This is a genomic window from Sulfuricaulis sp. (genome assembly GCF_024653915.1).
Classification (GTDB): domain Bacteria; phylum Pseudomonadota; class Gammaproteobacteria; order Acidiferrobacterales; family Sulfurifustaceae; genus Sulfuricaulis.
Window position 1 is genome coordinate 1 of sequence record NZ_JANLGY010000026.1, and the last position, 13,778, is coordinate 13,778.

Consider the following 13,778-nt stretch of genomic DNA (forward strand, 5'->3'; position numbering starts at 1 on the left):
AGATTACGATGTAGGGTGAAGCGTATTTTTCGTGAACACACGTTAAGTGTGTTCACTAAAACTCCGCTTCACCCTACATCGTATTCTCGTTTTGTTAGGCGTTAGTTGTGCGTCTTGTCTCAGACCTCACCTACCGATCACGTTGAAACCTTCGCGCTGGGCGGCAAGGGCCAACCGCGTATCAAGACAAACAAAGTCCAACGTGGAGGGGCGATGCTCGCTCGCCATAATCGCCGCCGCCAATTGAAGCGAGTCGGCGGCACGCAAGGGATGCACGCGTAACAGACGCATGGCGATATCGCGCAATGTCTCCAACGGCTGAACTTCCTGCCAGAGCCGCTGCATCTGCTTGAGCCGCCGCGCCGCCTTCGTAATCGAAACCGTGTCGAGTCTTTCTTCGCGCTCAAGCCTGGCCAGAGCCGACATGCACTCCACTGGTGTGCCCCACCAAACGATCATGGTAGAGTCCTCTCCATATATCGCCTGCATACGATCGGTGGTGGCGTCCTCCGTCAGCAACGGTACCACGGCAGAACTATCCCAGTACTTCATCTCCCCTGTTCGCGCTCCGCCAGTAATGCCTGGAGAATGCTCGCGCCTTTCTTCGATTTTGGGGGCGGCTCCAGCAAAAGCCGGCTCCGCGCCGGCGAGATGGCCCGGCGCAGGATACCCGCGCGCTCCAAGCGGGCAAGACGTCCTGCTTCATTTCCTTCTCCTTCCTGCAACGCGGGTTCCAAACGCGCCACCGGACGCCCGCGATCCATGATCAGGACGGTTTCCCCGTGGCGGACGCGATCCAGCAGGGCGCTTAACTGATTTTTGGTTTGGGTAATTGAGGCTTTTTTCATAAGGCTATAATAGCCACTTCATGCCACCCCGTCAAAAGTCTGAATGTGGCACCGCGCAATCTAGGCGCGGTGATCCTCCTTACGGGTCCGCAAGTTTCCCGCCTCCAGCCGACGCACCATGGCGATGAGCAAGGCGTACACCATCGTCCAAAAACCGATGGTCCACCACTGAACGGTTTCAGTCTGTCGCACCACCCAGATCGCACTTCCCGCGCAGGCTGCCATCAATACGTATTCCCACAGCACCGTCTTGCGATGGCCCCACCCCGCCTGCACCAGGCGTTGGTAAAAATGGGTCTTGTGTGCCTGCCAGATTTTATCCCCTCGCAGAAGACGCCGAAAAAGCGTGACCGTGGCATCAACGATGAAAGGCGAGAACACGAGAAGCGCGATCCAGAAAGGGAAGATGCCGTCTCTGGCGCCCCACAGGGAAAGCGTCGCCGCCAGAAGGCCGAGCGTGGATGAGCCGACATCGCCCATGAATATCCGCGCCGGCGGGAAATTGAAAAAAAGGAATCCCGCGGAAGCAGCCGCAATGATCAGACTGACGGCCAGAAATGCGTCATGCCCGGCGGTCCAGCCCATGATGGCAAAAATCCCAAATCCAAACACCGCCATGCCGCCGGCAAACCCGTCCATCCCGTCCATGAAGTTGTAAAGATTAATCATCCAAACGATAAACAGGACTGAAAGCGACACACCGACAGGATATGACAAGTCCATGATTGTACCGGGTGCTTCAAATCTGTGTGGAATGAAACCGCTGTAGAGAATAGCCGCTGCTGCCAGCATATGCGCGGTTAGACGATAGATGGGCGGCACAGAATAACGATCATCAAGAAATGAAACTGCGGCTACTATCAAAATACCAGACATAATTCCGGCATATCCTTGGACAGGACGGAAGAAATCAGAGGCTAAACCAATAATAATGATGGCAATAAGGATTGCCAGACCACCGTTGCGCGGCACGGGCCGGTCATGAAGCGATCTATCATTAGGATAATCCAGCACAAACACGACAGAGCCAGGGCTGAGACATAAACGCGTAAGCAAGGCTGAAAGCACAAAAGCCATGGCTGTCAGCACGGTGACCACAAGAAGATTCATGTCGATTTCCTGAGCCCAGCAAACATCTCGGGCGGCATAATCAGTGGATGTGATGTATAGACGTGATGGAATTTAATCTGCCAAGTAATATTTCCCGACTGTAGTCGGTATAACATGTCCAGGCGTTTCATGCGAATTTGCCTCTCAGCAAGAGAACCTTCGCAGGTTATCATCGAAATGAAGACTCCAGAAAATGGCGAGCGGTGGCGCGCAATGCGTCATCAACGCTCACTGGAGGCGACCAGCTCAGACGTGACCGGGTTTTGGTGATATCTACCTGGAGCGAGCCACACAAGCGCCTCAACACTGTACGCTTGCACAACAAGGCTGCACCTGCCTCCAGCATCCAAGGCGACACTGGCAGCAAACGCGCGGGCCTGCCCAGCATTTGGCCCATGCGCCTAAGAAGTTCGGTGGTGGAAAGATCCTCGCCATCGCTCACCAGAAAAGTCTCATTGGCCGCAGCCGGGTGTTCGATGCAGGTGACAATTAAATCCACCAAGTTGCCTAGTGCCACCAGACTTCGCCGGTTGTGAATCGCTCCCAGCGGCAGCGGCATACCCTTGCTAAGCCAACGCATCATGCTCAAAAAGTTGGCCTTTACCCCCGGCCCGTACACCAACGGCGGGCGTATGATAACCACCTCCATACCGGTTTCTGCAGCCAGTTGTCGCAAGCCATCTTCTGCCTCGCGCTTGGATATGCCATACGGATCGATGGGTGCGGGCGCGTCATCGGCGGAATAGGGTCGCCCCAAAGGGGTACCCTCACCATTGACCTTAATCGAGCTGATGAAGATGAAGCGGCCTGCCCCAGCCGCCGCTGCCTGCCTTGCCAGGTTAAGCACAGCCACGACATTAACCCGGCGATACTCCGCCAATGGATCACCTGCCGTATCGTTCATCACATGCGCGCGGGCGGCGGTATGAACAATCGTATTTACACCTGACACCGCTGGCTGCCAGTCGGTCTCCGGGCACAAGCCGCCTACCTGTACTGGCGTAACACCCCCCGGTATATTTGATATATCGCGTCGCAGCGCGGCCTTGACCTGATGTTGCGGATCCAGCGATAGACGCAACAGCAGCGCGCTGCCAACAAAGCCAGTAGCACCGGTAACCAGTATTTTCAAAACAGAAACACCCTCACATAAGAGAAAGCAGGTCGTCTGCCATGGTCCGCATCAGCCTGGTTCGGGAGTACTTTTCCATAAATTCTGTTCGCGGCATATCAACTAACAAAAGCTGTGAAAATACTTTTTGAGCCTCAACAGCATCGCAGGGAGCAAACACCACGGCGTTACTGATTTCAGACTTTACAAAGTCCGCGGCATAGCCAGATACACCAGCCCAGACAGGCTTCCCCATTGCTGCATATTCGAACAATTTGGATGGCAGCACATTTTTAAAAGCGTCATAGTCGCTCAGGTGCAGAAAGAGAACATCCGCCTCTTGATAAGCCTGTATCAACTGATCGCGCTTCACTGGAGGTAAAATCTCCACGTTATCAACGTCGGCCTCTTGCAGGGCGGTTTGCAAGACTGCCTTACGGCCACCGTCACCAATTAACCTGAAAACAACGCGTCCCCGCATACTCTTGGCCAGAGCAGGCACTATGTTATGCAATCCCTGACCTTCCCCCATGTTGCCGGCATAAAGCACAGTTAACGGCATATGCGCAGAATTTGCCCCCTTCACGCAAGTACCTGCTTCAATGAATTCTTCATCAACGCCGTTGGTGAAGAAAGAACATTGAAGATATGGATAGTGGGCCTCAAAGTAAGGCCTGAACCCCCTTGATACTAAATTGACCTTGTCAGCTTGGTTGATGGTCCAGCGCTCCACCAGAGAAAGAAGGGGGGTAGTCGGCAGGCTCAACCAACGGGGCAACACATCATTAATGGTGTCGACAAAAATATCACGAATATCCAGATACAATTTTGCCTTCTGCTGCCTTGCAATCCAGGCTCCTAGCGTGGCGGTCATAAGCCGTGATGATGTCGCATAGACCAAGTCGTACTGACGAGACTGAACATGCCGCATCACTCCTTTGGCGAAATGAATAAATGCCCTGGATTGATCGGCCATACCGCTTTTGTGGTTCGGCAACCTGATTCTACGAATAGCCAGACCGGGATGCGTTTCGATCTCAGGAGCCTCGCAACTGAAAGTACTATAGCGATTAGGCAGCGTGCTCACTACATCCACATGCGCCCCTTCTGGCAGCTTCTCGGTCAAGGCTTTTATTAACGCCGTTGTGCGAAAGGAACCCGCCGACAAATCGGGATGGTAGTAAAAACTCAGCACCAAAACTCTCAAATATCGCTCCCCCATTCGATCCGGGTAGTCAGATTGTGCCCGCTTAACTTTGCAACGATGCAAATATTGGGCACTGAGGTACCAAACTTTGGATGCCATGTAGACTCCACGAGCTCAATACCATCAGCCCCCTGCACGCCAAATCTGATAGTTTTCTCTGAATCCGATATAAGCAAGAGTTGACAATCGGACAAATGCCGTCTATCGATGCCGATATCTGGATGCAGATAAAAACGCACTACGGCGCTCTGGAAGTTCCCTGTAATCGAATCATGCATCACCAGTGAGCGCCGGGTAAAAGTCCAGCTGCGTCGGTGGATAGCCTTGCCTTGTAGGCGCTTGTAGCCATCATGACTTGCCACGACAACAGCGGATTCGTCGTCTTCAGTAATGTATGGCTTGCTGGGGAATGCCCGGCGCGCCACGCGAAACCCGCCCCACACCTCGCTGGAGGGCTCGCCGTCAACCACCACCGTGTTATGCGCTGCGGTGCTTCGCTGGCGCTGCCTTTCAACACCCTCGCCATACTGCGACGTGCCAGAGTTGACGAACACGCGCCGGCCAAATAGGCTCAGCTCAAAACTGAGTGTATCTGCATGCCCATGTGCAGGGAGATAATCAGGTCCAATACGCGCCATGTCCAACAGGGCCACATCACCATCAGACATTTCTACCCGGCAATAGCCACTGTTTCCCAGCCATTGAAATGAAACCTTTCGATCACCGCGAAGGCTCCTCAGCGACACCGGCTCCGCTTTACAGCCCAAGCTCGCGGCATAGGCTTTGATAGCTTCGGGGTCTGGAGCGATGTCAAATGCGGAATCATTAAAGAAAGCAATGCGTCCATCCGGATGGGACATCGCTGCTAACCAGGTCAGACCCCGGTTAATCACCTCACGCCAACCAGACACCCGCTTTCTCAACACGCTTAACCCTGAGCGCTCGGCGAGGCTTAAAAGATCACACATATCGCCGAGCAGAATCGCGTGGTACATAGGAGAAAGCTCAAAGTGCCCGCCATCTGGAAGAAACTGTTCTGGGATCTCACGATCTAGAATTTGGAGACCCTTCTGCAGCCATTTCTGCGCTTCATCCCCGTCCAGAAAAGCACCAGCGAATACCAGCGCTTTGGCGTTTGCAAACAGATGATTTCCCAGAATATGAAACTCAAGCTGTTGATAGAGAGCTTGTGTTTGCAGCCCTAAACTTTTCTGCCAAGTGGGCTCAATAACATTCTGGCGTGAAAACCACTTCACCAGATTCACTATCCGTAACGAAAGCGGGTAAGGTTCCCAGCCGTGACCCATCACTGGCGGATTCTCCGCGATCCAGCGATTAATCAGATCCTTGTGCTCTTCGCGCCTTAACCCGGCGCCGACAGCATTCAGGTCATCCAGGTAGTGAAGGTTATAGAGCCAAAGCTTGCTCTTATGGGGGTCGTTCCATGCATCCTTATCCTTGAGATAGCCTTGCTCTCCAAGAAATTCGAAGCTACCGCGTGCAAGCATCCTCGAAGGCAACAGTCCTGGACTCGACCATGTACGCAGCCATGGTCTCTGCCCATACTCCCGCCTTTCGGTGAGATAAACCTTTGCAAACCTGTAATACAGACGGTAAATTAACTGCTCTATCTTCAGATGGCGTACTGTGTGAAACAGTCGGAGCATCTTGCGCAACGACATGCGATGCCCTAAATATCTCGCTGACTACGAAGCAGTCTCGCCGCCTCGATAGAAACTCTCGAAACCTCAAATACCTCATCAATGGGAATGGGTGTTTTGCCCCCCTCCGCTACCGCTGCCAGGAAACGACGGACACATTCGGTCTGTCCTTTGTCCTGCTTCCACAGGTTCATTTTCTTGAAGCCGGGCCAGCCATAGCCTTGCAATCTACGAAAGTTATCCAGTTGCAGCACCCGACCCGCTGTAAAGGCTTCGATGCGCTCCTTCGGAAAACTCGCCGCACCGTTGGCAAGGTAGTGAATGGTACCGAAAGAGCCATCCGCGAACCCCAATGTGATTGCCGCTTTGTCCTCAGTAATGGCGACACCAGGCGCATCGCCCATACGACGCGGTTGAATTGATACGATCTCGCTCCCGGCCAGAAAACGCATCAGGTCAATGAAGTGGCAAGCTTCACCGATAATGCGGCCACCCCCCACTTCGATGTCTTGGGTCCAGTGATCGGCTGGAATCATGCCCGCATTCATGGTCATGATGAACAACTTGGGCTCGCTGACCGGCGTCAGAAGCGCCTTCATCTTCTGTACTTGCGGCGAGAAACGACGATTGAACCCCACCATCAAGTGCGGCCTGGCGCCCGCCGCATGCGACGCCTTGTAGGCTTTTTCTACTTCGGCAAGTTCATCATGATTGATGGCCAGCGGTTTCTCGACAAAGACGCTCTTGCCCGCCTGTAGCGCCTGCATCACGAAACGCGCATGGCTGTTGTGGCGCGTGACGATGGCGACGGTATTGATCTTATCGTTGGCTAACAGCGATTCAACATCGGTAGAAGCTTCGGCAAAACCAGCCTTTTTGCCATGAATCACGCCATTGATACCACCGGCGGTCACGATCGTATGAAGCTGCGCACCTGCCGCCTTGAAGGCCGGAATCAGGATGCGGGAGGCATAGTTACCCGCGCCGATAAATCCGACCACAGGCTTGCGGGCATCGAAGGTCGCATCCAGCTTCAGCGCTACGCGCTTCATGGCGCGTTGACTGACATCCGAGGTGTATTGCAGCAGAATCCCCAGCGCGGATTTATCCTGGGTCAGCGCCTGATACGCATTCGGGACACTCTCAAACGCAAAACGCTGCGTGATCAGTGGCTTCACGTCCAGTTGGCCACTGGCCATCATGTCCAGCACAGCTTCAAAATTGCGCTGCTCGGTCCAACGCACAAACCCATAAGGGTAATCCTGCCCCTCCTCTTCATAATTCGCGTCATAGCGCCCCGGCCCGTAAGAGCAAGATACCTGAAAGGACAACTCCTTTTCATAAAAGTCCGCCCGGCTTAACTCCAACCCAGTAACACCAACCAGGATAATGCGGCCGCGTTGGCGACACATTTGGGCCGCCTGAGAGACAGGATCGCTGGACTTTGTAGAGGTGGCGATAATCACACCATCCACGCCTTCCCCATGACTGAATGCCATGCCGGCGGCTACCGGATCTTCCCCCTTGGAGGGGTTACAAATAGCAGCACCGAATTTTCGCGCCAAAGCCAACTTGTGGTCATCGAGATCAATCGCCAGTACCCGGCAACCCTGAGCACGGAGTAGTTGCACAGTCAGCAGTCCGATAAGTCCCACCCCGGTCACGACAAATGCCTCACCTAAAGTTGGTTGAGCCAGACGAATTCCCTGCAGGCCAATGCTTGCCATCACGGTAAAGACAGCAGACTCATCATCGACATTGTCAGGAATTTTTGCGCAAAGGTTCTTGGGGATTCTCACCACGTCTGCATGAGGGCCATTGGAAACAACCCGATCACCGGGCTTAAAACCCTCGACACCACGCCCGACTTCCGCCACTACCCCTACATTGCAGTACCCCAATGGTAACGGCTGCGCCAGCTTGGAACGCACCGCATCCATCGTGGTCATCAAACCGTCGGTTTTCACTTTCTCCAGCACCATCCGGACCTTCTCAGGCTGCTGTCGAGCCTTGTCGACAAATGAGGCTTTGCCAAATTCCACCAGCATGCGTTCTGTGCCGGCGGAAATCAGGCTGGTAGTGGTAAATATAAGTATATTGCCGGTGCTTACTTGGGGCGCCGGAGCCTCAACCACCCTTGTGTTGCCATTTGTAAGGTCTTGCAAGATTTGTTTCATCGATTCTGCTTTTCCATTCGTTGATTTACACCAGCAATCGTTCCAGCTCGGCCACGATACGTTCGGCGGCATGGCCGTCCCACTTATCCGGGATGCTGCCCTGCTTCCAGCGGCCATGCAGTAAACGCGCCATCGCGGGTGCGAGATTATCAGGATTGGTGCCAATCAGTTCATTAGTGCCGATTGTCACGGTCTCCGGACGCTCGGTATTATCGCGCAAGGTCAGACAGGGGACACCGAGCACGGTGGTTTCTTCGGTGATACCGCCAGAGTCGGTGATCACTCCACGGGCGTGCTGCACCAGATAATTGAATTCGCGATAGCCCTGCGGATCTACGCAATGCAGACAAGGTATCTCCACATCGAGCTCACGCAAGTTCTTCGCCGTGCGTGGGTGCACAGGAAACACTACCGGCAGACCCCCCGCTCCCTTGGCAATGGCATGCAGCAGTCGCAGCAACTGCTGCTCACCATCTACGTTAGCGGGTCGGTGCAGGGTAACGACAAAATACTGTCCCGGCTGCAAGCCCAGTTCACTCCAGAACACTGGTGGCCGCAGGTCGGGTATCTGCTTGAGTAACGTATCGATCATGGTATTACCAACAAAGAAGATACGGTCGTCCATCACCCCAGACTGGCGCAGGTTTTCATTGGCCGTCTCACTGGTGGTGAAAAACCAGTTGGTAATGGAATCGGTCACAACCCGATTTATCTCCTCGGGCATGGTCCAGTCGCCAGAGCGAATGCCACCCTCCACATGCGCCACCGGCACACCAAGTTTGCGCGCTACAATGGCGCAGGCCATGGTCGAGGTCACATCTCCCACCACCAGGCAGAGAGCGCTCTTCTGCTGCAGCAGAACTTTCTCATAGCGCATCATGATGTTGGCCGTCTGCTCAGCCTGCGTGCCGGAACCCACTTCCAGATTAATGTTTGGCACTGGAATGCCGAGTTGCTCGAAGAAGCCGCGGGACATAGCGCGGTCGTAATGCTGGCCAGTGTGTATCAGTCGATAGCGGAGCGAACTGCCATGCGTCATGGCGGCTTTCAGCGCATCGATGATCGGTGCGATCTTCATGAAGTTGGGGCGCGCGCCAGCGATGAGGTCCACTAATCGCATTTGGTTCACGACAAGACAACCTTCTCACCACTATCGGTTGCCTGCCGGATGGCCAGAAAAAAACGGGCAGTAGCGTCAATGTACGAAGCGGCTTCTCCTCCCTCTTCTTCCTCGCTAGCCACCATGGAATGAACGATATTTGCCTCGTGGCCATGGTCCCGATAACGCAGCATTTTCTTGGTTTTCCTTTCTATCACCTCGCACGTCAGGTTCTGGAAGTCAGCAAGATTTGCAAGAACATTCCCTTTGTGGACATTGAGAACCTCCCTAACCCCTTCAAAGGTAGGCCCCTTGGCGGAGAAGGTGATTGAGGCGCACGATTGATCCGCAAAAATGATCGAGACCATGAAATCGGATTTGGCACCAACCGGAGTGGCCGGAATGATTGTGCATGGAAAGGCCTTCTCAAGCGTTACAAGATGAAGCGTAAGATCAGTCCAGTGACTCAAATTACCAAGGACGCGCCCTCCCTCCTTTTCATCGAAGTACCAATGGTCATCCGAAATCTCGTGACCAGCGATAAACCAGTTGATCATAAGAGGCCCGGGTTCGCGCGCCAGCACCTCCTGAAGCTCCCTGAACAGCCTGCTTCGGGGTCGATTAAATCCCAGAAACACCTTCGATTGCGGGTATCGCCGAATCGCCGCAAGAAGCCGATCGAGCTGTTCTTGATTTACGACATGGGGCTTTTCTATATGAACGTGCTTTCCCGCCTCGATACAGGCCACTGCATATTCAGCATGTGAAGCATGATTTGATGCAATGAATACGGTCTTGACTTGCGGATCCTCGGCAATCTCCTTCCAGTCTGTTGCAGCATAGCTGCCACCATAGGCCCTGCAGAGCGACAGGGCTCTGCTCGCCTGGGTGTCGCAAGTAGCACGTAAGAAGCCTGGGTCGCGTTTCGCAAGATAATAGGCAATGTTAGAAAACGAATAATTTCCACATCCTATGATCGCGACCTTCCGACTTGCCGCATCGGGATCTTTGCACCCTGGATTCACCCACCTAGTCCCATTGAAACCAGCAGTAGCTTTAATGTGATACTGCCCCTTGATCTTCACCAAGGTTCTCGACAGACCGTAAAGCCCTATATATCGAACGGCTTTCCTGACCTTAAACAAAAAATCCGCTTGTGTGTAATCTCCACTCACTACCACTTCTCCTTAATCGATAAAATAATCATGGGCCTTGCCACACTGGGAATCATTGCCCCATACCTTACGTGCACCATCACCGTTCTAACATGCGATGTGACGCGAGCATCTAGGAGCCGTCATGCTTCTTCGCTTCGTTTAGCTTGTCGTCATGGTCACACATCAGCTGTTGAGAAAAGCTCCCTGCTTGCCGCCACCAAATGGGGATCCTGCGAAAATTTATTCGCACAGTCTTGCGCTGATTTGGACCATTGCTCGAAGACACAATCATCCATGGAAAGAAGATAAGTCAGAGACGCGTAAAACTGGTCAGGCGCTGACAACGATATATCCCATCCTGCCATTTTCTCTATCAAATTGCGCCACGGGGTCTGGTCACTGGTCATTATAAGACATCCTCCCTTAAGCGCTTCCAGGATGACGTGTCCAAAATTCTCCCCACGCGTTGGAAACAGAAACAGGTGATAGTGAGAGAAGATATTTACAACCTGTTCAGGATCAGCTTCTCCCATATATCTTACTTGAATGTTTGTGGGTAACTCGTGAATCAACGCATCACACTCTTGCCAGTACGGTTTGTCCTCAATTGGACCATATATGTCGAACTGCACCTCACCGTTAACTTTTTTCAGAAGTCCAAGAGCAACATCAAGGTTCTTTTTACGGGCGATACGAGACAGGAAGATAATCCGCGCCGACCCTGCTTGCTTGGGTCTGTTTCTGGCCACAGTTATGTCCCCTCCCTTGGGCGGCAAATTCGGTGCTACCCGAATTGGTATTGGAGGTTTCCCACTGATGGAATCCTTACTGAAAATGGAGAGAATTTCTTCCTTTTCATATTCGCTCGATGCCTGCCAGGTTACATCGGCATATAAGCCAAAACGCTTTATCAGAAAGATATACAACCGTTTTTTAACGTATTTTAATGCCAAGGCCCCTCGTGAGAGTTCGCCGCGAGTTGCCAATACACTTGGTCTATCAGGAATCAGCCCTAATTTTCTCAGAAGCAGTATCTTGACCGTTAAGGGCGAGAAAAAACATTCAGGTATATCAAATCGTAGCTCAATCCTTTGAACAACTGACGCAGTGCGAGTATTGCCGTCTCTCTCGGAGCAAGATAAAGCACCTGTGCCCTACCGACAGGTTGCCAGACACCATGCTTTACACTTGTGTAGGGCCGACAATCCCCCAAGTCCCGGTCGTAAGTCAAAATGTATTGAGCTCTTACTGGAAACCGGCGTGACTGGCATGGCCATGAAGATATTCGAGACCACTTGGAGTATCCTACACAACATGGTGTACCTAATCACACTGAAGTCTGCGCCGTATTGAGAGACCAGATGGACAATCGTCGTTGCAAAACAACCCAATCACTAGCGACAGATTTCTGAGTATGTCTCAAAGGTTACAGAACTACAGTTATAATTTTAACCCCATCCGGCGAGCCTAGCAGCAATACGTCCGCTGGCCGCATGGCAAACAATCCGTTGGTAACTACGCCAACAATCTGGTTGATACTGGTTTCCATCTCCACCGGGTTGGGGATACTCAGGTTATGCACATCCAGGATAAGGTTACCATTGTCTGTGGTAAAACCAGCTCTCAGCACGGGTTGCCCGCCCAGTTTAACCAGCTCACGTGCCACATAACTGCGCGCAGAGGGAATTACTTCGACCGGCAGAGGGAACCTGCCTAATACGTCCACCAACTTGCTGGAATCAGCGATGCAGACAAATTTCTTGCTGCAAGCTGCAACAATTTTTTCACGAGTTAATGCCCCTCCTCCACCCTTGAGCATATACAGGTGATCGGTAATTTCGTCAGCGCCATCTACATAGACATCTAATTCACCCACGTTGTTCAAATCCAGCACCTGAATGCCGTAGTTTCGCAAACGTTGCGCGGTTGCTTCGGAGCTAGCAACAGCGCCATCGATCTTGTGCTTGATTGCGGCCAATTCATCAATAAAACAGTTCGCTGTAGAACCGGTGCCCACTCCAATAATTCCGGAAGACACATATTCTATGGCCGCCCGTGCTACAGCCTGCTTCAAGTCGTCTTGCCCCATGTTCGTCGTGCCTGCCTAAGATTTTTAGCGTAAAACAATTCTTGCCGGATTCGAGTATTAGAGTTTGAATCCCGCCGCAGCGGCGTCGTTGTAAAACATCTTCACCGTATCCAGAGAAAACTCATCATGATTGAGTCCGACCAATGAAAGCTTCTTGAGGATATCATTGGTCACGGTAATGACGTGACAGCCAATCTCGTCAGCTTGAAAAATATTCAGTAATTCACGTGGGCTTGCCCAGATCAGCTCCGCCGCAGGCGCAACTTTCAGTAGTTCGACAGCAGTCGTCATCATTGGAATTGGATCGTGTCCCGTATCCGCGATACGTCCGGCGAATACGGAAACATAGCTCGGAACATTGGGGTCAAGGGCCGCTACCACACCACGCACCTGGTCAAGCGTCATCAACGCCGTAACATTTAGCTTGACCTTTTGCGCCGCAAGCTTGCGGACCAATGCGTAGCAAGTTTCTCTCCTAGTATTGGTGACAGGAATTTTGACATAAACATTTTCACCCCATCCCGTAATCTCCAGTGCCTGCCGTTCCATATCGGTAAAGTCGTCCGAGAATACCTCAAACGAGATTGGGCGGTCAGGTATAGCAGCAAGAATATCCTTGGCGAATGCCTTGTAATCTGTAATTCCCGCCTTGCGCATCAATGTCGGGTTCGTGGTCAAGCCTTTGATGTAAGGCTTGGCATACATCTCCTGCATCCCCGCCTTGTCTGCGCCATCCGCAAAAATCTTTACTTTCAGTTCTTCAATTTTCTTCATGTTTGATCCTCCATCAAAATGGTCATAACAGCTTCCTGCGTAGATAAAACTCGGTAGTCACACGTCTGTGAATGTTTCTCGTCATAACCATAATCTATAAAAATCGTCTTGCAGCCAGCGGCGATACCCGCCTCCACATCTCGCCAGCGGTCGCCCACCATGAAACTCGAAGCCAGATCGACCCCGAATTCCCTTGCCCCAGCGAGCAACATGCCGTGGCGGGGTTTACGGCAGTCGCAACCATCGCTACTGTCGTGGTAACACATAAGGAAACGATCAACCGGGAGATGCTCCGCCAGAAAAGTATTAATCGCCTCAACTGTTTCCTGTCGGGTCGTACCTCTCGCTACATCGGGCTGATTGGATACGACGATCAAGACAAAACCTGCCTCTTTCAAACGATGCAGGGCTTCAACTACGCCGGGCAGAATTTCGACTTCAGCAACGCTAGCAGGCGGATAAGGTTTACCCTCCCGTACCACAGCCCGATTGAGCACCCCATCCCGGTCCAGGAATACTGCCCGGCGTTTCATCGTGCCCACCGT

13 protein-coding genes are annotated in these 13,778 nt (G+C 52.6%); all 13 read right to left on the minus strand.

Annotated elements, in window-relative coordinates; genetic code table 11:
- Positions 1-126 precede the first annotated feature (126 nt).
- The 13 genes from NUV55_RS12465 to NUV55_RS12525 all read right to left on the minus strand — a co-directional run bounded on the left by NUV55_RS12465 (position 127) and on the right by NUV55_RS12525 (position 13,766).
- The gene (locus NUV55_RS12465) at positions 127-552 is read right to left on the minus strand and encodes a type II toxin-antitoxin system VapC family toxin (RefSeq protein WP_296673460.1); all 426 of its coding nucleotides are present in this window, start codon (positions 550-552) and stop codon (positions 127-129) included.
- Positions 549-848: a type II toxin-antitoxin system Phd/YefM family antitoxin gene (locus tag NUV55_RS12470; protein ID WP_296673462.1), complete on the minus strand. Its 300-nt coding sequence runs from the start codon at positions 846-848 to the stop codon at positions 549-551. Before NUV55_RS12470 ends, NUV55_RS12465 begins: the two co-directional genes overlap by 4 nt.
- A 60-nt stretch (positions 849-908) precedes the next feature.
- Positions 909-1,958, minus strand: coding sequence for a glycosyltransferase family 4 protein (locus tag NUV55_RS12475; RefSeq protein ID WP_296673463.1), 1,050 nt, complete (start codon positions 1,956-1,958; stop codon positions 909-911).
- Positions 1,959-2,127: 169 nt separating this feature from the next.
- Positions 2,128-3,090, minus strand: coding sequence for an SDR family oxidoreductase (locus NUV55_RS12480; RefSeq protein ID WP_296673465.1), 963 nt, complete (start codon positions 3,088-3,090; stop codon positions 2,128-2,130).
- Between the two features lie 13 nt (positions 3,091-3,103).
- Positions 3,104-4,276 carry a glycosyltransferase family 4 protein gene (locus NUV55_RS12485; RefSeq protein WP_296673466.1) on the minus strand — a complete coding sequence of 391 codons (1,173 nt, stop codon included), beginning with the start codon at positions 4,274-4,276 and terminating at the stop codon, positions 3,104-3,106.
- Positions 4,273-5,958 carry an alginate lyase family protein gene (locus NUV55_RS12490; RefSeq protein ID WP_296673468.1) on the minus strand — a complete coding sequence of 562 codons (1,686 nt, stop codon included), beginning with the start codon at positions 5,956-5,958 and terminating at the stop codon, positions 4,273-4,275. The genes NUV55_RS12485 and NUV55_RS12490 overlap by 4 nt, the downstream gene beginning before the upstream one ends.
- Positions 5,959-5,966: 8 nt before the next feature.
- Positions 5,967-8,114: a bi-domain-containing oxidoreductase gene (locus tag NUV55_RS12495; protein WP_296673470.1), complete on the minus strand. Its 2,148-nt coding sequence runs from the start codon at positions 8,112-8,114 to the stop codon at positions 5,967-5,969.
- Positions 8,115-8,139: 25 nt separating this feature from the next.
- On the minus strand, positions 8,140-9,234 hold the full coding sequence (gene wecB / locus NUV55_RS12500) for a non-hydrolyzing UDP-N-acetylglucosamine 2-epimerase (protein WP_296673594.1): 1,095 nt from the start codon (positions 9,232-9,234) through the stop codon (positions 8,140-8,142).
- A gap of 5 nt (positions 9,235-9,239) precedes the next feature.
- Positions 9,240-10,388, minus strand: coding sequence for a Gfo/Idh/MocA family oxidoreductase (locus NUV55_RS12505; RefSeq protein ID WP_296673472.1), 1,149 nt, complete (start codon positions 10,386-10,388; stop codon positions 9,240-9,242).
- A gap of 158 nt (positions 10,389-10,546) precedes the next feature.
- Positions 10,547-11,323, minus strand: coding sequence for a glycosyltransferase family 4 protein (locus NUV55_RS12510; RefSeq protein ID WP_296673474.1), 777 nt, complete (start codon positions 11,321-11,323; stop codon positions 10,547-10,549).
- A gap of 473 nt (positions 11,324-11,796) precedes the next feature.
- Positions 11,797-12,459: a ribose-5-phosphate isomerase RpiA gene (gene rpiA / locus NUV55_RS12515; RefSeq protein WP_296673476.1), complete on the minus strand. Its 663-nt coding sequence runs from the start codon at positions 12,457-12,459 to the stop codon at positions 11,797-11,799.
- A 57-nt stretch (positions 12,460-12,516) separates the two neighbouring features.
- On the minus strand, positions 12,517-13,233 hold the full coding sequence (locus tag NUV55_RS12520; RefSeq protein ID WP_296673478.1) for a transaldolase: 717 nt from the start codon (positions 13,231-13,233) through the stop codon (positions 12,517-12,519).
- A complete protein-coding gene (locus NUV55_RS12525; protein ID WP_296673480.1) occupies positions 13,230-13,766 on the minus strand; it encodes an HAD family hydrolase in 537 nt (178 codons plus the stop codon). Before NUV55_RS12525 ends, NUV55_RS12520 begins: the two co-directional genes overlap by 4 nt.
- Positions 13,767-13,778: the final 12 nt, after the last annotated feature.

Excerpts from the sequence above, each read along its gene's own strand:
- NUV55_RS12525 (WP_296673480.1), bottom strand. The coding sequence starts at position 13,766 with ATGAAACGCCGGGCAGTATTCCTGGACCGGGATGGGGTGCTCAATCGG.
- NUV55_RS12475 (WP_296673463.1), bottom strand. The coding sequence starts at position 1,958 with ATGAATCTTCTTGTGGTCACCGTGCTGACAGCCATGGCTTTTGTGCTT.
- wecB (WP_296673594.1), bottom strand. The coding sequence starts at position 9,234 with ATGCGATTAGTGGACCTCATCGCTGGCGCGCGCCCCAACTTCATGAAG.
- NUV55_RS12465 (WP_296673460.1), bottom strand. The coding sequence starts at position 552 with ATGAAGTACTGGGATAGTTCTGCCGTGGTACCGTTGCTGACGGAGGAC.
- rpiA (WP_296673476.1), bottom strand. The coding sequence starts at position 12,459 with ATGGGGCAAGACGACTTGAAGCAGGCTGTAGCACGGGCGGCCATAGAA.
- NUV55_RS12520 (WP_296673478.1), bottom strand. The coding sequence starts at position 13,233 with ATGAAGAAAATTGAAGAACTGAAAGTAAAGATTTTTGCGGATGGCGCA.
- NUV55_RS12470 (WP_296673462.1), bottom strand. The coding sequence starts at position 848 with ATGAAAAAAGCCTCAATTACCCAAACCAAAAATCAGTTAAGCGCCCTG.
- NUV55_RS12490 (WP_296673468.1), bottom strand. The coding sequence starts at position 5,958 with ATGTCGTTGCGCAAGATGCTCCGACTGTTTCACACAGTACGCCATCTG.
- NUV55_RS12495 (WP_296673470.1), bottom strand. The coding sequence starts at position 8,114 with ATGAAACAAATCTTGCAAGACCTTACAAATGGCAACACAAGGGTGGTT.